Source organism: Sphingobacterium sp. UME9, assembly GCF_014170215.1.
GTDB lineage: Bacteria > Bacteroidota > Bacteroidia > Sphingobacteriales > Sphingobacteriaceae > Sphingobacterium > Sphingobacterium paramultivorum.
In genome coordinates, this window is the sequence record NZ_LZZP01000003.1 from 1,313,594 (window position 1) to 1,333,831 (window position 20,238).

Below are 20,238 nucleotides of genomic sequence, written 5' to 3' on the forward strand. Positions count from 1 at the left end.
TATCCCTGGCATTTGTGTACATTTATATCAACATCATCCATTTGTCCAACTAAAATTGCTAAATCCCTACAGGGTCAATGATTCAACTAAACAACATATCCAAATCTTTTGAGGTAAAAGCGACACGTATTGATGCCTTAAAAGACGTCTCACTGTCTATTGAAAAAGGTGAAATTTTTGGTGTAATAGGCGCTTCCGGAGCCGGGAAAAGTACTTTGATCCGTTGCGTCAACCTTTTGGAAAGACCAGACAGTGGTCAAGTAATTATAGAAAATGACGACTTGATGTCGCTATCTTCCACTGGTCTTATGTTGAAAAGAAGAAAAATTGGTATGATTTTCCAGCACTTCAACTTACTATCATCACGAACAGTGTATGGAAATATATCCTTTCCGCTCGAGCTTGAAGGTAAATCGAAAGAATTTATAAGCCAAAAAGTGTTGGAACTATTGCGTTTGGTCGGGTTGGAAGACAAAGCCCACGTGTACCCTGCAAATCTCTCCGGAGGCCAAAAACAACGTGTTGCTATCGCGCGTGCATTAGCCAATGATCCTTACATTCTACTTTGCGATGAGGCCACAAGTGCCTTAGACCCCGCAACTACAAAATCCATCCTCAAACTGCTAAAAAAAATCAATAAGCAGCTTGACCTTACGATATTGTTGATTACTCATGAGATGGATGTTATAAAAAGTATTTGCGATCAGGTTGCCGTATTAGACCACGGAGAATTGATTGAAACCGGCCCGGTAGAATCAATATTCGCCAATCCTCAGGAAACAACAACAAAAAACTTTATTCAGTCTTCACTTGAAGTTGAAATTCCACTAAGTTTTCAGGAACGCTTAAAAAGCGCTGGAAACCCACTCGTAGAGATCTATCTAACTTCAAATGAAGAATCCATCCCATTTATACAGCATTTGGAACAACAATATCAAGTCAAGACAAATATCATTACCGCTCAAATAGATTATATCGGCGAAATGAAATTTGGTGTTATATTGGCCGAACTATCGGGTGAAAAAGAAAATGTAACGCGTAGTCTATCTTTCTTAAAAGAAAAGCATTCACAAACTAAAATATTAGGCTATGTCTGATCAGGTATTTAATCTTCTGCTATCGGGTACTTTAGAAACCCTAACCATGACTTTCCTATCAGGCTTCTTTGGTTTTGTCCTAGGTCTCCCACTCGGGATATACCTGTTCTTGACCCGAAAACATCAACTGCTCGAAAACAAAGCCATGCACCAACTTGTTTCATTGCTGGTGAATGTGTTTAGGTCTATCCCCTTTATCATACTTATCGTATGGATGATTCCGTTTACACGCAACGTTGTCGGAACATCAATCGGTATGGCCGCAGCATTGGTTCCCCTGAGTATAGGCGCGGCCCCATTTATAGCAAGACTTGTGGAAAATAGTCTTCTGGAAATTCCAAATGGCCTGATTGAAGCCGCAAGAGCAATGGGTGCAAATGCACAACAGGTAATTTTCAAAGTTTTGCTTCCGGAGGCTCTTCCCTCACTAGTAAACAATGCGACAATTACCTTAATAACACTTGTTGGTTACTCCGCGATGGGCGGTGCTGTAGGTGCCGGTGGACTTGGACAGATTGGCTATCAGTATGGTTATGTCGGATATGATACTTTTATCATGAATTCTGTTCTAATTTTATTAATTTTAATAGTATTCCTGCTACAATATACAGGAGATTACATCTCAAAAAAAGTAAACCATCGTTAACATAAATTATATCATATGAAAAAATTGAACTATGCATTTGCAATCTTAGCCTTCAGTCTCGTATCGATTGTGGCATGCAATAACAGAGAAAAGAAAGAGAATATCCTCAAAGTCGGTGTTGTTTCCGGCCCAGAAAAGGAGCTTGCGGAGACGGCTAAGAAAGTTGCAAAAGAAAAGTTCAATCTTGATGTTGAGTTAGTGGCTTTCAACGACTATGTCGTACCCAATGAAGCCTTAAATCAGGGTGATATCGATGTAAACGTATTTCAGCATCAGCCCTATCTACAAGAGCAATCCAAACAACGCGGTTTCACGAAATTAACCATTGTCGGAAATACCTTTGTATTTCCCATTGTTGCCTATTCAAAGAAAATAAAAACAATTACAGAGTTACAACCGGGAGCCGTTATTGCCATCCCTAATGACCCTACCAATGGTGGACGCTCTCTTTTACTTCTCCAACGCGAGGGAATTATCGGTCTAAAAGAAAATGTAGGTATCCAACCTAAAGTAACAGATATAGTAAGCAATCCTAAACAGGTTAAGATCATAGAGATGGAGGCTCCTCAGCTACCTCGTGTTCTTGATGATCCTCAGGTTACAATTGCCATCATCAACAATAGTTTCGCCTCTCAGGCTGGGTTAGATCCCGAAAAACAAGGCTTATTCACAGAAGATAAGGAATCGCCTTATGTTAATCTGATTGTTGCCCGCTCAGATAATAAAAACGATGAAAAGGTGCAGCAGTTTATTCAGGCGTATCAGTCACCGGAAGTCGAAGCGACCGCAAAAAAAGTCTTCAAAAATGGCGCTATTAAAGGCTGGTAAAATTTTAAACAGACAAGTGATAGAATCAGGTCAATTATGCCCTTGTGGCTCTGGCAATACCTATGGGGAATGCTGCCAGCAAATTCATCGTTTCCATGCCAAAGCAACCACAGCAGAGGCATTGATGCGCGCACGTTATAGCGCCTTTGTGACACAACAGATCGATTTCCTATACGATACGTTTCATCCCTCAACACGACAGTTCCAAAATAAACAGGCAATCGGACAATGGGCGCAGGAGAATAAATGGATGCAACTCTCTATCCTTAAATCTACATTCCACACTGTCGAGTTTGAAGCACATTACCTGGATCCACAGCTGGAAGTTCAAATTCATCATGAAAAGTCTACTTTCAAAAAACAAGGTGATTTATGGTACTACGTTGATGGACGTTGATATAAAATATTTCGCTTGCAAGCTATTGTAAAGGATCCCAGGCCGTCAACAACAGCTTGCAAGCAGCTTTTTATTGTATAAAAAAAATATAGCATCAACAAAGGCTTTATTTTTGCTCGTAATACAAGACATGCCCACCTTCGATGGGCACATTTCTTTGGTGCGGAAATTGAAATTTTCGGTAGTGATTCACCCCAATAGCATAATCCTTTTTACCCACAATGACCAAAACTGGCACTTTAATCTCTTTTGTTTCTGGCCTAAAATCTTCGCTGAAAGTGCTCGCCTTGCCAATGAAAAAGTTGCTAAGATGGAATCCCTGGCCACAACCTTGAAGTTACTGTGGATTAATTGGTTAACAGGCCCTATCTGATCTTCCAATGAACTATTGAGGTCCAAAGTCGAATTTGCCAATATTAAACCAAACAAATGATCTGGATATTTTTTTCCATAATTTACAGCGATTACCCCACCAAAGGAATGCGCCAATAGATAGATTCTTTCAACCCCTAGAGCATGACGAATAGCTTCAATGTCTTCTACCATGCGTTCTAACGAATAATTTCCACTAGTCGACACCTCAGACCTTCCACAACCTCGCTGGTCCAAATACACCATCTTTAGCCACTTTTCAAAACCACGACCTCCCATCTCCTCAAACGATTTACTCTAGGCTCTTGGCCCTCCATGTACGAAGATACAGACCGGACCATTGCCAGCAGACTTCGCAAAAAGCTTTACTCCATCCTGGGTTTCAATATAAGCAGATGAATCCCGATCGACAGCAGTCGTCTTTGTTTGCGCGAATGCCATATTGATCGTAATCATTACACAAAAAAAAAAATATAGATCATCTCATTTTCTTGCATGGATTTGGTTTAAAATTCTAACAATAAAAAAGCAGTCTCAACGGGATGTCAAGACTGCTTTTCTTCAACGAATATTCGTCAGTTATATCTATTAGATCGCCTCTTCAGTATCTTCGCGGTAAGGAGCTTCTTCATCAAACTCGCCCTCCCATTTAGCAACAACAACGGTTGCCAAACAATTTCCGATTACATTGACAGAAGTACGCGCCATATCCATGAGTTCATCGATACCTAAAATTGCAGCAATGACAAATGTTGGTAAGCCAAACTGATCCGCTGTTGCAATCAAAATAATTAATGAAGCCCTTGGGACAGCAGCAACACCTTTAGAGGTGATCATCAATGTAAATGCAATCATTAATTGATGTCCAAACGACAAATGGATACCAGCCGCCTGAGCGACAAAGATCGCAGCCAATGATAAGTAAAGTGAAGTACCATCCAAGTTAAAACTATATCCTGTCGGAATTACAAACGAAACAATCTTACGTGGTACACCAAATTTCTCCATCGCGCTCATTGCTTTCGGTAATGCCGCATCTGAGCTTGTAGTGGCAAATGCAATCGAAACTGGTTCCTTAATCGCATTAATAAAACGTTTCACAGGTATTTTTAGATAAAGTGCTACCGGAAGAAGAACCAGACATAAAAAGCACACTAAAGCAAAATACAGCGTCGCCAAAAGCATGAAAAGATTCTTTAGGATATCCACACCGAGATGCCCCACAGTGTAGGCCATAGCGGCCCCAACCCCAATAGGTGCAAAGTACATAATCATGTTCGTAAACTTAAACATCGTTTCAGACATACTCTCGGTAAAATCAACCAAGGGTTTACGCTTTTTCTCATCTACCATTGCCAATCCAATCCCAAACAAAATTGAAAATACAACAATCTGTAAAACTTGATTATCGGCTACAGATTTGACGATATTTTCAGGAAACAAGTCGCGTATAAAAGAAGTGAACTTATATACAGGATGCACATGGTCCGGAAGTGTTTTGAGGATATGCTCATCCATACTTTCCTTCGCTACAGGGAGTTCTTCATGTGGCATATGTGCAACATCAACGCCCACTCCTGCCCGAGTCAGATTTATAGCACCTAAACCAATAAAAATAGCACATGTCGTTGCGCAAAAGAAATAAAGCATAGATTTCCATGCCATACGTCCCACCTGTTTCAAATCAGAATGGCCTGCAATTCCATAAACAAGCGTAGAAAAGAGAATCGGTCCCACAATCGTCTTGACTAACTTGATAAAACCTTTACTCAAAGGTTGCAGGGAAATCGCTAGATTTGGAAAATCCAACCCGACAAATATCCCCATAATCATACAGGTCAAAATCCAGGTGGTCAAATTTTTCTTAAAGAGCGCATTTACAACCAAAACGGTAGCAACTATCCAACGGACAGCCATTAGAAATTCATGCGAAAAGCCTACAACATCAAATTCGTATAATACAGCAATGATACAAGCTAATGTAACTGTGATCAGGGTAATCAACCCTATTTTGGTTTTTAACATTTAAAAGATTTTAATGGTCAAAAGAACAAAAATAAAAAAATACTATGCTTTTGCAAATATTATTATTCCAAATAGCCAAGTTTCGCAACAAAATATCGATTTCGCCAAAATAGAAAGACACAAAAAAGGCAGGAAAATTTCTTATCCTGCCTTATATTTTAACGGAGTACTAAATTTATTCCGCGTGTAACCAAGCTTTTTTCGCTAATAGCTCATCGTTCGATTCACGTACATCTTCGTCATCCACACAACAATCCACAGGGCAAACCGCTGCACATTGAGGCTCATCGTGAAAACCTACACATTCTGTACACTTATCTGAAACAATATAATAGACTTCATTAGAGATTGCTTCTTGAGACTCGTTGGCATCTAGTGTAACACCGTCGCCAAAATCAATAACCCCATCCAAAGCCGTCCCATCTGAGAATTTCCAAGTTACACCAGCATCGTATATTGCATTATTTGGGCATTCCGGTTCGCAAGCACCACAGTTAATGCATTCGTCTGTAATTTTAATCGCCATTTATAACCTCACAATTATGATAAATAAACTATTTTTGCATTATCAATATGAAACAAAGTCTGATTGAACAATAAGGCTAGTTGATTCACGTTGATTAATGTTAACAGCACAAATATAATACAAATTTGTGTATTCATCTTTTAAAATTTTAATATTTTGACAAAGCAACAACGAATAAATGCATTTGTAAAATTAGGCGAACAGCTGCAAAAGCGCCCTGAAGATTTGATTCAAATCATTCAATTCGCCCAACATAAAAACCCCTGGTATACCCCTCAAAATGTTGAACGCGCCATTCAAGCCATTGCTGCCAATTTGACAATAGAAAAGCTGAATCACTGGTTGACGCCTTATCCAGATCTTCATTCAACGAAAATTGTAGGTTTAATTCTGGCCGGCAATATTCCATTGGTTGGCTTCCATGATATCCTATCGGTACTGATCAGCGGCTTTACAGCCAAAATCAAAGTCTCATCGGACGATGCAGGATTGACAAGCTATGTACTCAACCTTCTTAAACAAATTGACCCATACTTTAAGGATGCCTTTGAAATTGTCGACATACTAAAAGACTTCGATCTGGTTATTGCAACAGGGTCCAACAATAGCTCCCGTTACTTTGATTACTATTTTGGCACCAAACCACATATTATTCGTCGCAATAGAAATAGTATTGCCGTTATCGGTGGCCAAGAATCTCCTAATCAGCTGGAATCACTGGGACACGACATCTTTGATTATTTTGGGTTGGGCTGTCGCTCTGTATCAAAGCTATTTATCCCAAAAGATTACCCAATAGGGCACTTCTTTGAAGGTATCGCTGCTTTTAACAGCATGACAGAGCATTTTAAATACAATAACAATTACGACTACAACAAATCCATCTATCTGATCAATGGCGACAAGCATTTTGATAATGGTTTTTTATTGCTCAAAGAAGATGAGCGCACGGCTTCTCCCCTTGCTGTGGTTTATTTCGAAACATACGAAACACTGGCTGAAGTTGAAAATAAACTCAAACTAGCGCAAGAAAATATCCAATGTATTGTATCAGAAATAGCATTAAATGTGCCGTCACCGGTATTTCATTTTGGAGAAAGCCAATGCCCTGCTTTAGATGATTTTGCTGATGGCGTGAATACACTGGATTTTTTATTCGCAAACCAATAAGCTTCCTTTAAATTCATAGTAAATAAATTGCATTAAAAATACTAACTTTGAAATCATGTATATCATTAAAGTAAAAGGTGTCGCCAAAATCCCTGATTATGTTCAATTAAGAGATGATGCCTTCACCTTGCTGGCATATTTTAGAGTCGACCGCCCAGATAAATCACTCGATAAGGTTGGATTAGGAGAAAAGGCAGAATATATCATGCAACTGGTTAAAGAAATGCCTTTTGGGCAAATTAAAAAATTAGAATTTTAGCTTCCATGATTGAAAATAAAGTAATTACATTAAAAAACGTTGATATCTTCCAACAAAAACATTTGGTATTGTCCAATGTCAATTTAAACATTGGTAAAGGAGAGTTTATTTATCTTATCGGTCAGTCCGGTAGTGGAAAAAGTAGTTTACTAAAAATCATTTACGGCGATTTATACATCGGCAATGGTGAGGGAATGATTGCGGGCTTTGATCTTAAAAAGCTGCACGAAAATGATGTTCCCTACCTGCGTAGAAAATTGGGTATTGTATTCCAGGATTTTCATCTTTTATCCGATAGAAGCATCGAGAAAAACCTCGAATTTGCACTGAAAGCAACAGGCTGGAAAGATAAGAAAATGATCGATAGCCGTATATTGGATGTACTGGAAAAAGTTGGACTTCGTTCCAAACTTAAGAAAATGCCGCATGAACTTTCTGGCGGTGAACAACAGCGTATTGTAATTGCCCGCGCATTGCTAAATAACCCCGAAATTATTCTGGCAGATGAGCCTACCGGTAACTTAGATCCTGCTACATCAGAAGAAATCGTCTTATTATTACGTGACATTGCCAATTCGGGAACAGCTATTTTAATGGCAACCCACGATTATACTATTATCCGTAATATGCCATCCCGCATCATCAAAACCGCCGATGGGGTATTACAGGATAATGTCAGTATCTAGACGGAAAACTGACATATAAAAAATGAGATTCCGACAAATTGTTAGGCTTTTTTAATAAAATCTGACAAGCTGTCGGAATTTTATTGTTTGGCAAAAACTTTGACAAACGAAGCATAGAGTAAATTTTTGAATCTAATTTTAGCATTGAAGATATGAATGAGCAAGATAATTATTACGATGAAGGTCAAGATCCAGTAGAAACAAATTCTTCTGAACAACAAGAACAGCCTGCGGATAATATAGCAGAAGAACTGTCTACTGAAGAGAAATTGGCTGCAGAATTGGCAGAGGCAAAGGATAAATACATTCGTCTTTCTGCTGAATTTGACAATTATAGAAAACGTACAAGCAAAGAACGTGTTGAATTGATTCAATCAGCGGGAAAAGATGTCATCAGTAAGCTATTACCTACACTAGATGATTTTGACAGAGCATTAACAGCCATGGAAACAGCGACAGATGTTGAATCTGTAAAAACAGGAATGGATATTGTTAACAACAAATTCAGACAAACGTTGTCGCAATTGGGGTTAAAGGAAATGGAAGCTACAGGCCAAGCCTTCGATCCTGAATTACAAGAAGCTATCACGGCAATTCCTGCACCCACAGCAGAATTAAAGAATAAAGTAGTGGACGTGATCGAAAAGGGGTACTACTTAGGTGACAAAGTGATCCGTCACGCAAAGGTAGTTATAGGTCAATAATATTAAGACGATGTCAAAAAGAGATTATTACGATATACTTGGTGTCTCGCGATCAGCGGACGAGAAGGAGATTAAATCAGCATATCGCAAATTGGCGATAAAATACCACCCGGATAAAAATCCTGGTGATCATGAAGCTGAGGAACAGTTTAAGGAAGCTGCTGAGGCATACGATATCTTGAGCAATCCACAAAAACGTCAACGTTATGACCAATTTGGCCATGCCGGTAATTCGGCAAGTGGTGGCTTTGGCGGTGGCGGTGGCATGAATATGGAAGACATATTCAGCCAATTTGGTGATATCTTTGGTGGAGGACATCCATTTGAAAGTTTCTTTGGCGGCGGTGGTGGCCAGCGTGGCGGCCGTCGGGTAGCTCGTGGAAGCAACTTACGTATAAAAGTTAAATTAACACTCGAAGAAATTGCCAAAGGCGTCGAGAAAAAAGTAAAGGTTAACAAACAAGTGGTCTGTCATTCTTGTGACGGATCCGGTGCTAAAGATAAATCTTCTTTCCATACCTGTAAAACCTGTGGGGGATCCGGATCAGTTAGAAGAGTAACAAATACCATCCTAGGACAAATGCAAACAACAAGCACTTGCCCTACTTGTAATGGTGAAGGCGTTGAAATTACAGCAAAATGTACAACTTGTAGAGGTGAAGGACTCGAACGCGGTGAGGAAACAATCGCAATCAATATTCCTGCAGGAGTAAGTGAAGGCATGCAACTTTCCATGAGTGGAAAAGGAAATGCTGCTCCGCGTGGTGGTGTACCAGGAGATTTAATTATCCTGATCGAAGAAGTACCACACGAAAGTTTAAAACGTGACGGACTAAATGTGATCTATGACCTATACATTAATTTCGTAGATGCAACCTTAGGCACAAGCGTTGAAGTTCCTACAATAGATGGAAAAGCGAAAATCAAAATTGAGCCCGGTACACAAGGTGGTAAAATTTTACGGTTAAAAGGAAAAGGTATTCCTGAAGTCAACTCTTATCACAAAGGGGACCAACTTGTATACGTTAATATCTGGACACCAAAAGCCGTATCTAACGAAGAAAAAGAATTATTGAACAAACTGAAAGAATCGCCAAACTTTAAACCTCAACCAGGTAAAAGTGAAAAATCATTCTTCGAGCGAATCAAAGAATATTTCGATTAAAATCGGTCTTTCAAATACAAAAAAAAGCCATTTGTCCGCTGTTGACAAATGGCTTTTTTTTATCTTCTTACTTGAAATTGACAATTAAAAACAAAAAGTCAGCCCAATATCATTATTACTAAATAGAAACGATAAAAATAAAAATACATCAAATTTTAATTAATTGAACCACTATTATTTACAATAATGACAAAACATCTAGACAATCTAGTGACAAAAAATCAAAATAAGATTTCGATATTTGACTAACAAATTTAAAAAGTCAGGAAGTAATTACTGGCGCATTAAAACAAACTATTAAATAAAAAGACATGAAAAAAGTTTTACTAACATTAACTGCCATTGCAGGTTTAACAATAGCAGCAAAAGCTCAAACTGAACAAGGAAAAATTATGGTTGGTGGTCAAATAGGATTCGAAACTTCTAAAGTGAAAGATACAGACTATAAAAACAATTCATTCTCTATCAACCCAACAGTTGGTTACTTTGTAAGTGACAACTTGGCAATTGGTACTGGAATCGGTTACAATTGGGGCAAAACTGAATCAGACAAAAATAATAGCGTTAAAAACGATGCTTTTCAAGTTTCTCCTTTTGCCAGAAAATACACTGCAAACGGCCCAGTAAGATTCTTTGCTCAATTGTCAGTTCCGATGGCATGGGGCACAACAACCACTGAAGTAAGTAACGTAGAGTCAAAGAATAAATTCGAATCATATGGTGTTGAATTGGCTCCAGGTTTAGCTTACTTCCCAACAAGCAAAATCGGCATCGAATTAAAAGTTAGAGGTTTATACTACAACTATAATAAAGATAAAACTCATGACGTTGCAGTAAATACATTTGGTTTGAATGTAAACTCACTAGCGCCAACTTTAGGTGTACAATTTCACTTCTAGTCGATAAGGAGTTTATCAATAGAAAAGGCTATAATTTACTTATAGCCTTTTTTATATCCCTAATAACCATACATCATACATAACGCTTAACAATCCGGAGTTTGTGTGTATAACGACCGAGTTCTGCATTAAAAATACCCTCTGAATCCATCCGATCAACACGGACTTTCGCTGAGGCATGGATAATCGTATCGCGATCCAGCATAATCCCTACATGGGTAATCCTTCCTTCGGCATTGTCAAAAAAGGCCAAATCGCCTACTTTTATTTCTGAAATAAAATCTACAGTCTCCCCTTTTTCAGCTTGCTGATAAGCATCACGAGGCAAGGAAAGATCAAAACAACCATAAATCAATTGGGAGAAACCGGAACAATCAATCCCCCATTGCGAACGCCCGCCCCATAGATAAGGGGTGTCCTGATAACTCAAAGCCAATCGCGACACCTCAGTTTCAAATTGATTTCTAGTAAACGGATTGATACTACCTTGATAAGTTAATCTCAATGGAGATAAATTGACAGTATTCTCTGCATCTAGGTAAAGCTTGGTTCCATGACAGAGCTGAAATTGTGCGGTATCAGTAAACAGAATTCCCCCTTCCCTTCCAACGATAATTGGTGTTCCGGTCAGATAATGTTGCATATCCAAGTCGTTTAGTTCCTGAAACTGCCCGTTTTGAATCCAGCCTAAATAGTCCGTTTCCAACAGACGTATTGATGTCCAATCGGCCTGTTCATCAAGGATCTCAAAAAGTTCCCCAAACAATACCTGAGAAACCATCTCACTACGGTGTGCCTGTTCTAAACGTAACGGAACGAGAGCTAGTGTACAAATACCATATTTCATGTGCTAAACAAAACAAAATCGTCAAAAATGTGATTATATATTATATGACGAAGATAAATTAATTATAGTAGAAATGGAGAATACAAATTCAAAATTCAAAAGGATACTCGTCGCTGTTGACGACGAACCATGCTCAGAAAAGGCTATACTATATGCCAAAGAAATGGCCGCGGTATTTGGAGCCTCCATAGCGCTTGTCACTGTTGTTCCCCCTACTTCTCCGGCCAGCTTTGGTGCGGACCCGCTATTAGGTCAGCAACCCATCATCGTTCCAGAAGTATCGGAAATGGAACAAGATAATGCACAAAAATATCTTGAGAAAATAAGCCGCGAATTTACAGGTGCAGGCGAAGTATATCTTTTTAATCGAATCGGATCCATTAAAGAAGAAATTCTGGCCGCGTCCCATGAATGGTCTGCAGATCTTATTATTATGGGGACTAATGGACGAACTGGCTTTGATCATTTCATTTCTGGCTCTGTATCCGAGTCAGTCATTCGTAAATCTACCTGCCCTGTGCTCGTTGTTCCAAGTAAATGTGACTGATATTAAACGATCCATATTTATAAAAAAGGCTATTTCTTCATTGGAAAAAATAGCCTTTTTGCTTTATTATATATAAATCACTTTTTAATCAATCGTGCCACAAACATACTATCCGCTTTCTCTTCATAACCTTTCAAATAGTTCATGCGTTCTATTTCAAAACCAAAATTATCCACAATGTAATTGACAACATCTTCGTTTTCTGCTTTAAAAATAGAGCAGGTTATATAAATCAAAGGTTTGCCCACTTTAACATGCCCTACCACATTACTTGCAATATTCTTTTGTAGTGCATTGAATTCGGCAATCTTAGCGGCCCGAAACTGTCTAACCATTTCTGGTGTACGCCCCCATGTTCCTGATCCAGTACAAGGCGCATCCAATAACACCCCATCAAATCGTTCGCTCCCAAGAATTGCGAAGCTATCCTTGGTAAGATCGAGTATTTTTTTTCGGTAATGCTTTATTCCGGCACGGTCAAAACGTTCATCGAGATTTCGGAGAATACTCATGCGAACATCGGATACTAAAAGATTAACAGTTGGACAAGCATCCATCAATAAGAGCGATTTGCCACCCGAAGCAGCACATGCATCCCACCATGATTCTCTTTCAGCGGGCTCCATATAATCCAAAGTGCGTTGCGAAGAAAGATCCTGCACTTCTATCATCCCTTCCAATGTGTCAAATCGTTGCAAGGATGTTCCATTATTCAAAGCGATAGTCTGATCGCCAATCATGGAATAAGGAATCTGATTGTTATCCAAAATAGCGCACACGATCTTTGTCTTCCCGCGTTTCACCCGAATATATAAGTTGGGCTGGATCAACTGGCTCTCTAAAAATTGCACCAAGTCAACCTCTTCAGAAATATAATCCGCAAATGGAAAGAGATCATTCAGTTTAAAAACACCTTCAGACGTTAAAAATGCGATTTTGTCTTTCAGCGGCAGATGGAGTTTATCGCTATAGGAAGGCTCAAAAAGGGCCACCAAAGGACTTTCCTGTTCACATAGAAATTCCGCAAGCACCAATCTACGCTGTTGTGACAACTGCGAAGCCGCCATTCCCAGACGAAAATAATTATAACATAAACGGGAGGTAGACTTCCGGTCGGAAGATCCCATTTGCTTGTTCAACTTAAAAAAAGTAGTCAAATAACGCGAAAATGGTTGATCAGCTTCAAAACCATCCATTGCCCGCTCAAAATTACGTATTTGTTGATGAACACGTCTTTCACTGAATTCAGCCATTCAAAGATTATTTTCTTTCAAATTTTTTGTTGTGATAAACCATAATACCCAAAGCTCTATTAGCATAGCCCCATTTTGGATAAAACTCAAATTTGTAATCGCTATTCAATCCCGAAAACTTATCTTGCGTCATTCGGCTAACATAATCCACGCCGTATTTGTGGATCAATCGACCGAAATACAATGCCGCATCATAACCTTTATAAGAAAACTCGGATGGATCCACTTTATAAGCCGATTTATAATTTCCAATAAATTTTCGGGTATCACTATCACTCTCATTCACTAAGTTGGAAGAGGTAATAGTAAGTCCATAAAAATCCATATTTTCGAAATTCTCAAACGAAAGCTTAGCCATATTTGGATGTCCGTATAACTTAAATTGATTACCAGGATTCAAAAAGCGTTCGTCCATATTATCCAATAGGGCTTTCACAAGATTCTTATTGGCGGTACCACTTACAATATGATTTGAACCGGTCAATACAAGATTATTATCCAGTTCGGCAAGATTATAAACCGTTTTTACTTTTGCCTGTGCATTAGCCTTTGAAACTTCGCTAACAAAACCGACTAGAAACTGCTTACTTTCATCGTCACCGGCATCATATACGACGATCTGATCACCAGTATAGTACTGGTCAGCAACATATTTTGCTAATGTTTCTGCGTGTGTACGAATAGAAGGTGTGATGGAAACCAAATTGGGTAGGCTAAATTCAGAAGCCATAGTCGCCGCCAACGGAGAAACTTGTAACACATTCTTGTTTGCAAATGTTTGCCCAAAGCTTTTTATCTCACGAGGATATACCGGACCAACCACAAGTACGGCATCTTTGACATTCGCCGAAGTCCCTAAGGTCGCATTATAAGCAACATTGTCTCGAGAATCAATTACTTGTAGATCAAATAAAGCACCCTCTTTGGCAATTTTGTCAAGGCCCAACTGAAATCCCTGATAAAAATCAAGTGCCAAGGAAGAACGCTCCACATCTTCTTTTGTAATCGTCCCGGCAATACCACTTAACTCGAATGGTAATAGCAAGGCGATGCGATTATTTTTCACAGCATGGCCGTTGACATCCTGGATATCCCCCACTTTGGCAATGGTCTTATCTTTGTCAACTGCTGGTTTAGTCACAGCAGTTTGCTGTTCGCCTTGACCAGAGGAAGGCGAACGCAATACTGTGCTTTTTTTGGTTGTGCAGCTTGCAAGACATAATGCTACAAGTGCCGCAACCCATATTTTATTCCCACTCAATTGTAGCGGGCGGTTTTGAACTGATATCATATACAACTCTGTTTATTCCTTTCACATGGTTGATAATTTCATTTGAAATTTTTGCCAACAGGTCATATGGTAAATGTATCCAATCCGCAGTCATTCCATCAAGAGAACCAACTGCACGTAAGCTAACAACATGCTCGTAAGTACGCTCGTCACCCATTACGCCTACAGAACGCACTGGCAAGAAAATTGTACCAGCTTGCCATACTTTATCGTACCAGCCAGCTTCCTTCAGATTATTGATAAAGATCGCATCAGCCTCTTGTACAATACGTACACGCTCAGGTGTAATATCACCTAAAATACGAATTGCCAAACCTGGTCCAGGGAAGGGATGTCTGCCTAAAATTGCCTGATCCACTTCTAAAGCTTTTCCTACTCTTCTTACTTCATCTTTAAACAACGTTTTAAGTGGTTCTACGACTTTCAATTTCATGAAATCAGGTAAACCACCAACGTTATGGTGTGATTTGATTGTTGCTGAAGGTCCTTTCACTGAAACCGACTCGATAATATCTGGGTAAATTGTTCCTTGTCCCAACCATTTCGCTTCAATTCCTTCAGGTAATTCCTTTTGGATTTCTTTTGCAGCTTCATCAAAAACATCAATAAATGAATTACCAATGATTTTGCGTTTCTCTTCTGGTTCAGAAACCCCAGCTAATCTACCATAAAATAAATCCTTGGCATTTATTCCTTTAATATTTAACCCCATATTTTTGTAAGAATCCAACACCTGCTCGTATTCATCTTTACGAAGCAGACCATGGTCTACGAAAATACAATGTAATTTTTTTCCGATTGCCTGGTGCAACAATACTGCTGCTACTGTTGAATCTACTCCTCCTGACAAAGCCATGATAACGTGATCGTCACCCAATTGCGCTTTCAAAGAGGATACTGTTGTTTCAACAAATGCGTCTGGTGTCCAATCCTGTGCACAACCACAAATGTTTACAACGAAGTTTTTCAATAAGATAGCCCCATCAGTACTATGTGTTACTTCCGGGTGGAATTGTATACCATAGGTGCGGGTACCTTTTACTTGATAAGCAGCGACACGAACTTTATCCGTACTTGCTATAATGTCAAAATTTGCAGGAACTTCTTTGATGGTGTCTCCATGTGACATCCATACCTGCGATTGAGTTGGTACTCCTGCCAATAATTCATTCTCACTATTGACAAACTGCAGATTTGCACGACCATATTCACGGATTTCAGAAGGTAATACTTCACCACCTGATTTCTGAGCAATGTATTGTGCTCCGTAACAAACTCCTAAGAGTGGGAAACGATCCTGAATAGCGACAAAATCAATTTGCGGTGCATCTTCTTGTCTAACAGAATAAGGACTTCCTGAAAGGATAACACCTTTTACGGAGTCATCAAAATCCGGCAATTTATTGAACGGGTGTATCTCACAATACACATTTAGTTCTCTGACACGTCTAGCGATCAACTGTGTGTATTGAGACCCGAAGTCTAGAATTATAATTTTTTCTGGCATGCTGCAAAGGTAAGTATTACGAATGAATTATTAAATGTCAAATCAGGAAATAATGCCTGCTTTTAACAGTTCTACTTCCATTTCTTTCTGTAGAATTAGAGCTTCCTCTCGCGCTCTTTCAGCGAAATCACGCCCTTTTGAAGCATAGATAATTCCCCTTGTGCTGTTTACTAAAAGTCCACAATCTTTGTTCATACCAAATTTACAAACATCTTCAAGCGAACCTCCTTGCGCCCCCACTCCCGGCACCAATAAAAAATGGTCAGGTGCATGTTCCCTAATTTTGATAAATCCCTCTCCGCGTGTTGCTCCGACAACATACATCAAATTGTCAGGTGTACCCCAGGTATTGACTTTATCGATCACCTGTTCGAACAATTGCAGCCCTTCTTTGTTTTCAAAATTTTGAAAGTCCAAGCTACCCTCATTCGATGTCAAAGCAAGTACGATTGCCCATTTATCGTTAAAATCCAAAAATGGAGTCACCGAGTCCTTCCCCATATAAGGTGCGATTGTAATACTGTCAAATCCAAGACCAGACGTCTTTTCATCAAAAAATGCCATTGCGTAACGTCCCGACGTATTGCCAATATCCCCCCTTTTTGCGTCAGCAATACTGAAACAATCCTTTGGTAACGCAGCCCAGGTTTTTTGAAGCGATTGCCAGCCTTTGATTCCATAACATTCATAAAACGCAATATTGGGCTTATAGGCAACGCATAAATCAGCTGTTGCATCTATGATAGCCTTATTGAAGCTATAGATGGGATCCTCATCATCTAAAAGATGCTCCGGGATTTTGGTGAGGTCTGTGTCTAATCCGACACATAAAAATGAGCGTTTCGCTTTTATTTGATGAATAAGTTCTGCTCTTGTCATGCTATATTTAGAGATCTTAAAAATTATTTATTGATTAAATCTTGAATAAATTTACCTACATCAGGGCTCGAATAATCCGCCATACCTTCATGCCGTGTGGCCACCTTTCCTGCTTTGTCCAATATCACCGTTGAAGGAATAGATCCCGAGAGCCATTCTTTTGGAATATCGCTGTTTGGAAAACTGATTGGCAAAGTCAGCTGCTGTCCTTTCACGAAGGTCTCGGCCTTTGCTTTGTCGCCCTCAATCTCCACAATCAAAAACACCATATTGGGGTTATCTTTATAACGATCATATAACACATTGATCGAAGGCATTTCTGCGCGACAAGGTGCACACCACGTTGCCCAAAAATTAATAAAAACCACTTTGCCCTTCAAATCCGCTACTTTTACGGTGTCGCCAAGCTGGTTAACAAACGACACATGCGCGAATACATCGGGCGGAGTCGTCACAACGAACTCTTTAGAAGTCGACGGAACCTCCAACTTCGGCTTGAAAAAGCCTATTTTCATTAAAAATTGCTGGAAATAACTTCTACTTGTTGGCCAAATCAACAAACCGATGAGCAGTACAAATACAACGTTTCCGATTATCTTTTTTGTCTTCGGACTCATAGGTAATCCCGCTATTAAGAATCAAACTTATCCAATAGTTTCAACAACGTCGCGAAATCCTTTGGATAAGGTGCCTCAAAAGCCATCTTAACTCCGTTCAATTCAAACTCAACATGTTTTGAATGTAGAGCAAAACGCTTCATAATAGGCTGTTCCTCTTCATCTTTGGACAATGTATATCCTCTTTTCTTAATTTGGGACAAATACACAGGTTTACCGCGATACATGTCATCCCCCACAATAGCGGCATGTTGTGTCGCTAGGTGAATACGGATTTGGTGCATACGTCCTGTAATGGGTTTACATTCCACTAAGGTATAGTTCTTGTAGTATTTGATCGAATTGAAGATGGTCTCTGCTGGTTTGCCGTTTGCACGATCAATAGATACATTTTTATTACCTTGGTTCAAGATGGGCAAATCGACAAGCAAATCCTGAAAAGTATGTGTACCTCCTATGATTGCATGATAAATCTTATTCACCTTTCTTTTTTCAAATGCAATGGAGATTGTACGGTATGTTTCTGGATTTTTTGCAATTAATAAAATACCCGAGGTCTCTTTATCCAGGCGGTGGCACACCTGTGCATCAGGATGATATTTCTTCGCCAAACGAAGAATATTGACCTCCCCACCCTCACGTTCATCTAAAGAAGCGATAAACGGCGGTTTATTGATAACAATCAAATTTTCATCCTCATGGATGATTAATTCTGAAAATTTGGGAAATTTAAATAGACGATTCTCATTTTGTATCATTTTGCAAAAATACAAAACACAAGGCAGAATATTGGTCAATGTATGATAAAAAGCTTACTTTTGAACACACAATATAAGTTAAGATGTCTGTAAACAAAGAAATGAAACGAGTAAGCACAGCAATGCTGCAAGCCATGAAAGAACGTCAGGAAAAGATTTCTATGCTTACAAGCTATGATTACTCCATGGCCAAAATGGTAGATCAAGCTGGTGTTGACGTTATTTTGATTGGAGATTCCGCTGCCAACGTATTTGCTGGCTACGAAACTACCTTGCCTATCACCCTAGATAATATGATCTACCATGCCGCTGCTGTTGCTCGGGGTACCGAGCGTGCCATGGTATTAGCAGATTTGCCATTTGGATCTTATCAGGGCTCTGCCAATGAAGCTTACAATGCAGCTGTACGCATGATGAAAGAATCAGGTGCGCACGCATTAAAACTCGAGGGAGGACTTGAAATCATCGAAAACATCAAAAAAATCATTGCCGGAGGAATCCCTGTATGTGGACACTTGGGCTTGACTCCCCAATCCATCAATAAATTTGGAAATTTTGGTGTGCGGGCAAAAGAAGAACAAGAAGCCGCTAAATTAATAGAAGATGCACTCGCTTTGCAGGAGGCGGGCTGTTTTGCAATTGTTCTGGAAAAGATACCGGCAAAATTAGCTAAAACAGTAACCGAAAAACTAGCGATTCCAACAGTTGGTATTGGGGCTGGGCCGGATTGCGATGGACAAGTCCTTGTGATTAACGACATGCTTGGAATGAATGCCGACTTCAAACCAAAATTTATGCGTCATTTCGCTAATTTGCACGAACAAATCACAACAGCAGTAGCAAATTATGTGGCCGAAGTAAAAGCAGTACAATACCCGAACGAAGACGAACAATACTAGAAGAAAAATATGCGGTTTTTGATCATTGGGCTTATTGTTCTTATTGCTTATCTGATGATACGCAAAAAATTCAATCTATTTGGGTTTACCGAGGATATGTCCAGAAATTTAAAATCAGGTTTTCAGTTGATTGAAGCTTCATCTCCAGTCATCCAGGCAAATCTAAAGAAGAGTGTTTCCAATGCCGTTATGGGGATTATCCTCATTTTGATCACCGTGTTGCTGTTCATTAAGATAAAAATTGTCCTGTTCCTGCTTCCGATTGCCTTTTTCTTGTTGGGCTATCTCTTTCTGTTCAACAACCACTTTAGTAAGCTCAAAAGCCAACAAATATGGTACAATGCGAAAACCAATGAGGTTTTTATTGAACAGCTAAAAGGAGAAAATTATGCTTTTAACATTTTTAAGGACATAGAAGCCGTTCAGAAAATCGAATCAATTCAAACGACCAAAGGTTTATTGTACGGCTACTACCGTATCAAGTTAAAGAACAAAATATTGGAAATCCCCTATTTAGTCGCTGAAAACAGGCCCGTCAATAATTTATTTTTCGACACGATTAACCAAAACTTCAACGTAGCTATTCAAAAACGTATTTTTCCAATTATTTAAAAATGAACAGGTTGAACATCCGAAAAGAAAGTGTTATATTTAGGTAATCAATATAATTTGTTAAAACCAAAATATTTTACACTATGGGAAAAGGTGATATCAAGACCAGAAGAGGAAAAATATCAAATGGTTCTTTTGGAAAAAGAAGACCACATGTATCGAAAGCTACCATCAAGCCAAAATTAAAAAATGGGGCTTCAAAAGAACTGGAACAAAAAGCAAAATCAAAAAAATAGTAATCAATAAAGCTAGAA

25 protein-coding genes are annotated in these 20,238 nt (G+C 39.1%); 14 read left to right on the forward strand and 11 right to left on the reverse strand.

The window, feature by feature from the left end; translation table 11 throughout:
- Nucleotides 1-77 precede the first annotated feature (77 nt).
- Genes A9970_RS07105 through A9970_RS07120 form a run of 4 tightly spaced genes read left to right on the forward strand, consistent with a single transcriptional unit; the run spans nt 78 to nt 2,968 of the window.
- Complete coding sequence (locus A9970_RS07105; protein WP_182981787.1) at nt 78-1,097, forward strand: methionine ABC transporter ATP-binding protein; 1,020 nt, start codon at nt 78-80, stop codon at nt 1,095-1,097.
- Nucleotides 1,090-1,743 carry a methionine ABC transporter permease MetI gene (gene metI / locus A9970_RS07110; protein ID WP_159726428.1) on the forward strand — a complete coding sequence of 218 codons (654 nt, stop codon included), beginning with the start codon at nt 1,090-1,092 and terminating at the stop codon, nt 1,741-1,743. Before A9970_RS07105 ends, metI begins: the two co-directional genes overlap by 8 nt.
- 15 nt (nt 1,744-1,758) lie before the next feature.
- Nucleotides 1,759-2,571: a methionine ABC transporter substrate-binding lipoprotein MetQ gene (gene metQ, locus A9970_RS07115; RefSeq protein ID WP_088161762.1), complete on the forward strand. Its 813-nt coding sequence runs from the start codon at nt 1,759-1,761 to the stop codon at nt 2,569-2,571.
- Entirely contained in the window at nt 2,549-2,968 is a 420-nt protein-coding gene (locus tag A9970_RS07120) for a YchJ family protein (RefSeq protein ID WP_182981788.1), read from the forward strand. Before metQ ends, A9970_RS07120 begins: the two co-directional genes overlap by 23 nt.
- 189 nt (nt 2,969-3,157) lie before the next feature.
- Here A9970_RS07120 and A9970_RS07125 read toward each other — a convergent pair whose 3' ends face one another.
- From A9970_RS07125 to A9970_RS07140, 4 genes are all read right to left on the reverse strand, one after another.
- Nucleotides 3,158-3,586 (reverse strand): alpha/beta fold hydrolase, encoded by a 429-nt coding sequence (locus A9970_RS07125; RefSeq protein WP_182981789.1) that lies wholly within the window; start codon nt 3,584-3,586, stop codon nt 3,158-3,160.
- A 51-nt stretch (nt 3,587-3,637) separates the two neighbouring features.
- Nucleotides 3,638-3,796 (reverse strand): hypothetical protein, encoded by a 159-nt coding sequence (locus tag A9970_RS07130; RefSeq protein ID WP_182331852.1) that lies wholly within the window; start codon nt 3,794-3,796, stop codon nt 3,638-3,640.
- Nucleotides 3,797-3,928: 132 nt separating this feature from the next.
- Nucleotides 3,929-5,365, reverse strand: a complete 1,437-nt coding sequence (locus tag A9970_RS07135; RefSeq protein WP_075992868.1) for a dicarboxylate/amino acid:cation symporter — start codon at nt 5,363-5,365, stop codon at nt 3,929-3,931.
- A gap of 175 nt (nt 5,366-5,540) precedes the next feature.
- A complete protein-coding gene (locus A9970_RS07140; protein ID WP_046672889.1) occupies nt 5,541-5,891 on the reverse strand; it encodes a 4Fe-4S dicluster domain-containing protein in 351 nt (116 codons plus the stop codon).
- A gap of 156 nt (nt 5,892-6,047) precedes the next feature.
- Between A9970_RS07140 and A9970_RS07145 the strand changes: the two genes are divergently transcribed.
- From A9970_RS07145 to A9970_RS07170, 6 genes are all read left to right on the forward strand, one after another.
- Entirely contained in the window at nt 6,048-7,061 is a 1,014-nt protein-coding gene (locus A9970_RS07145) for an acyl-CoA reductase (RefSeq protein ID WP_182981790.1), read from the forward strand.
- A gap of 55 nt (nt 7,062-7,116) precedes the next feature.
- Nucleotides 7,117-7,320 carry a fructose-6-phosphate aldolase gene (locus tag A9970_RS07150; protein WP_153844709.1) on the forward strand — a complete coding sequence of 68 codons (204 nt, stop codon included), beginning with the start codon at nt 7,117-7,119 and terminating at the stop codon, nt 7,318-7,320.
- Between the two features lie 5 nt (nt 7,321-7,325).
- Nucleotides 7,326-8,006, forward strand: coding sequence for a cell division ATP-binding protein FtsE (locus tag A9970_RS07155; protein WP_046672892.1), 681 nt, complete (start codon nt 7,326-7,328; stop codon nt 8,004-8,006).
- A gap of 152 nt (nt 8,007-8,158) precedes the next feature.
- Nucleotides 8,159-8,710 (forward strand): nucleotide exchange factor GrpE, encoded by a 552-nt coding sequence (locus tag A9970_RS07160; RefSeq protein WP_046672893.1) that lies wholly within the window; start codon nt 8,159-8,161, stop codon nt 8,708-8,710.
- A gap of 10 nt (nt 8,711-8,720) precedes the next feature.
- The gene (dnaJ, locus tag A9970_RS07165) at nt 8,721-9,875 is read left to right on the forward strand and encodes a molecular chaperone DnaJ (RefSeq protein WP_046672894.1); all 1,155 of its coding nucleotides are present in this window, start codon (nt 8,721-8,723) and stop codon (nt 9,873-9,875) included.
- Nucleotides 9,876-10,186: 311 nt separating this feature from the next.
- A complete protein-coding gene (locus tag A9970_RS07170; RefSeq protein WP_153844710.1) occupies nt 10,187-10,774 on the forward strand; it encodes an outer membrane beta-barrel protein in 588 nt (195 codons plus the stop codon).
- A 73-nt stretch (nt 10,775-10,847) separates the two neighbouring features.
- Here A9970_RS07170 and A9970_RS07175 read toward each other — a convergent pair whose 3' ends face one another.
- Entirely contained in the window at nt 10,848-11,621 is a 774-nt protein-coding gene (locus tag A9970_RS07175; RefSeq protein ID WP_182981791.1) for a C40 family peptidase, read from the reverse strand.
- Nucleotides 11,622-11,694: 73 nt separating this feature from the next.
- Between A9970_RS07175 and A9970_RS07180 the strand changes: the two genes are divergently transcribed.
- Entirely contained in the window at nt 11,695-12,168 is a 474-nt protein-coding gene (locus tag A9970_RS07180) for a universal stress protein (RefSeq protein WP_120334088.1), read from the forward strand.
- Nucleotides 12,169-12,245: 77 nt separating this feature from the next.
- Here the strand turns inward: A9970_RS07180 and A9970_RS07185 are convergent, their stop codons facing one another.
- Genes A9970_RS07185 through A9970_RS07210 form a run of 6 tightly spaced genes read right to left on the reverse strand, consistent with a single transcriptional unit; the run spans nt 12,246 to nt 18,473 of the window.
- A complete protein-coding gene (locus tag A9970_RS07185) occupies nt 12,246-13,421 on the reverse strand; it encodes an RsmB/NOP family class I SAM-dependent RNA methyltransferase (protein ID WP_182981792.1) in 1,176 nt (391 codons plus the stop codon).
- 7 nt (nt 13,422-13,428) lie between these two features.
- Nucleotides 13,429-14,712, reverse strand: coding sequence for an ABC transporter substrate-binding protein (locus A9970_RS07190; RefSeq protein WP_182981793.1), 1,284 nt, complete (start codon nt 14,710-14,712; stop codon nt 13,429-13,431).
- Nucleotides 14,669-16,219, reverse strand: a complete 1,551-nt coding sequence (guaA, locus tag A9970_RS07195) for a glutamine-hydrolyzing GMP synthase (RefSeq protein WP_159726411.1) — start codon at nt 16,217-16,219, stop codon at nt 14,669-14,671. Before guaA ends, A9970_RS07190 begins: the two co-directional genes overlap by 44 nt.
- Before the next feature lie 42 nt (nt 16,220-16,261).
- Nucleotides 16,262-17,098 (reverse strand): orotidine-5'-phosphate decarboxylase, encoded by an 837-nt coding sequence (gene pyrF / locus A9970_RS07200; protein ID WP_153844715.1) that lies wholly within the window; start codon nt 17,096-17,098, stop codon nt 16,262-16,264.
- 23 nt (nt 17,099-17,121) lie between these two features.
- A complete protein-coding gene (locus tag A9970_RS07205) occupies nt 17,122-17,715 on the reverse strand; it encodes a TlpA disulfide reductase family protein (RefSeq protein ID WP_159726407.1) in 594 nt (197 codons plus the stop codon).
- Between the two features lie 14 nt (nt 17,716-17,729).
- Nucleotides 17,730-18,473 carry an RluA family pseudouridine synthase gene (locus tag A9970_RS07210; protein WP_159726405.1) on the reverse strand — a complete coding sequence of 248 codons (744 nt, stop codon included), beginning with the start codon at nt 18,471-18,473 and terminating at the stop codon, nt 17,730-17,732.
- 83 nt (nt 18,474-18,556) lie between these two features.
- On the opposite strand from A9970_RS07210, the gene panB reads away from it, so the two are divergent.
- From panB to A9970_RS07225, 3 genes are all read left to right on the forward strand, one after another.
- Entirely contained in the window at nt 18,557-19,372 is an 816-nt protein-coding gene (gene panB, locus A9970_RS07215) for a 3-methyl-2-oxobutanoate hydroxymethyltransferase (protein WP_088161770.1), read from the forward strand.
- A gap of 9 nt (nt 19,373-19,381) precedes the next feature.
- The gene (locus A9970_RS07220; RefSeq protein ID WP_220801534.1) at nt 19,382-19,984 is read left to right on the forward strand and encodes a hypothetical protein; all 603 of its coding nucleotides are present in this window, start codon (nt 19,382-19,384) and stop codon (nt 19,982-19,984) included.
- An 83-nt stretch (nt 19,985-20,067) separates the two neighbouring features.
- A complete protein-coding gene (locus A9970_RS07225) occupies nt 20,068-20,220 on the forward strand; it encodes a 30S ribosomal protein THX (protein ID WP_153844719.1) in 153 nt (50 codons plus the stop codon).
- The last annotated feature ends 18 nt before the right edge of the window (nt 20,221-20,238 follow it).

What these genes read in the sequence shown, in the direction of transcription:
- A9970_RS07105 (WP_182981787.1), top strand. Translation starts at nt 78, where the DNA reads ATGATTCAACTAAACAACATATCCAAATCTTTTGAGGTAAAAGCGACA.
- metI (WP_159726428.1), top strand. Translation starts at nt 1,090, where the DNA reads ATGTCTGATCAGGTATTTAATCTTCTGCTATCGGGTACTTTAGAAACC.
- metQ (WP_088161762.1), top strand. Translation starts at nt 1,759, where the DNA reads ATGAAAAAATTGAACTATGCATTTGCAATCTTAGCCTTCAGTCTCGTA.
- A9970_RS07120 (WP_182981788.1), top strand. Translation starts at nt 2,549, where the DNA reads ATGGCGCTATTAAAGGCTGGTAAAATTTTAAACAGACAAGTGATAGAA.
- A9970_RS07125 (WP_182981789.1), bottom strand. Translation starts at nt 3,586, where the DNA reads ATGGTGTATTTGGACCAGCGAGGTTGTGGAAGGTCTGAGGTGTCGACT.
- A9970_RS07130 (WP_182331852.1), bottom strand. Translation starts at nt 3,796, where the DNA reads ATGATTACGATCAATATGGCATTCGCGCAAACAAAGACGACTGCTGTC.
- A9970_RS07135 (WP_075992868.1), bottom strand. Translation starts at nt 5,365, where the DNA reads ATGTTAAAAACCAAAATAGGGTTGATTACCCTGATCACAGTTACATTA.
- A9970_RS07140 (WP_046672889.1), bottom strand. Translation starts at nt 5,891, where the DNA reads ATGGCGATTAAAATTACAGACGAATGCATTAACTGTGGTGCTTGCGAA.
- A9970_RS07150 (WP_153844709.1), top strand. Translation starts at nt 7,117, where the DNA reads ATGTATATCATTAAAGTAAAAGGTGTCGCCAAAATCCCTGATTATGTT.
- A9970_RS07155 (WP_046672892.1), top strand. Translation starts at nt 7,326, where the DNA reads ATGATTGAAAATAAAGTAATTACATTAAAAAACGTTGATATCTTCCAA.
- A9970_RS07160 (WP_046672893.1), top strand. Translation starts at nt 8,159, where the DNA reads ATGAATGAGCAAGATAATTATTACGATGAAGGTCAAGATCCAGTAGAA.
- dnaJ (WP_046672894.1), top strand. Translation starts at nt 8,721, where the DNA reads ATGTCAAAAAGAGATTATTACGATATACTTGGTGTCTCGCGATCAGCG.
- A9970_RS07170 (WP_153844710.1), top strand. Translation starts at nt 10,187, where the DNA reads ATGAAAAAAGTTTTACTAACATTAACTGCCATTGCAGGTTTAACAATA.
- A9970_RS07175 (WP_182981791.1), bottom strand. Translation starts at nt 11,621, where the DNA reads ATGAAATATGGTATTTGTACACTAGCTCTCGTTCCGTTACGTTTAGAA.
- A9970_RS07180 (WP_120334088.1), top strand. Translation starts at nt 11,695, where the DNA reads ATGGAGAATACAAATTCAAAATTCAAAAGGATACTCGTCGCTGTTGAC.
- A9970_RS07185 (WP_182981792.1), bottom strand. Translation starts at nt 13,421, where the DNA reads ATGGCTGAATTCAGTGAAAGACGTGTTCATCAACAAATACGTAATTTT.
- A9970_RS07190 (WP_182981793.1), bottom strand. Translation starts at nt 14,712, where the DNA reads ATGATATCAGTTCAAAACCGCCCGCTACAATTGAGTGGGAATAAAATA.
- guaA (WP_159726411.1), bottom strand. Translation starts at nt 16,219, where the DNA reads ATGCCAGAAAAAATTATAATTCTAGACTTCGGGTCTCAATACACACAG.
- pyrF (WP_153844715.1), bottom strand. Translation starts at nt 17,098, where the DNA reads ATGACAAGAGCAGAACTTATTCATCAAATAAAAGCGAAACGCTCATTT.
- A9970_RS07205 (WP_159726407.1), bottom strand. Translation starts at nt 17,715, where the DNA reads ATGAGTCCGAAGACAAAAAAGATAATCGGAAACGTTGTATTTGTACTG.
- A9970_RS07210 (WP_159726405.1), bottom strand. Translation starts at nt 18,473, where the DNA reads ATGATACAAAATGAGAATCGTCTATTTAAATTTCCCAAATTTTCAGAA.
- panB (WP_088161770.1), top strand. Translation starts at nt 18,557, where the DNA reads ATGTCTGTAAACAAAGAAATGAAACGAGTAAGCACAGCAATGCTGCAA.
- A9970_RS07220 (WP_220801534.1), top strand. Translation starts at nt 19,382, where the DNA reads ATGCGGTTTTTGATCATTGGGCTTATTGTTCTTATTGCTTATCTGATG.
- A9970_RS07225 (WP_153844719.1), top strand. Translation starts at nt 20,068, where the DNA reads ATGGGAAAAGGTGATATCAAGACCAGAAGAGGAAAAATATCAAATGGT.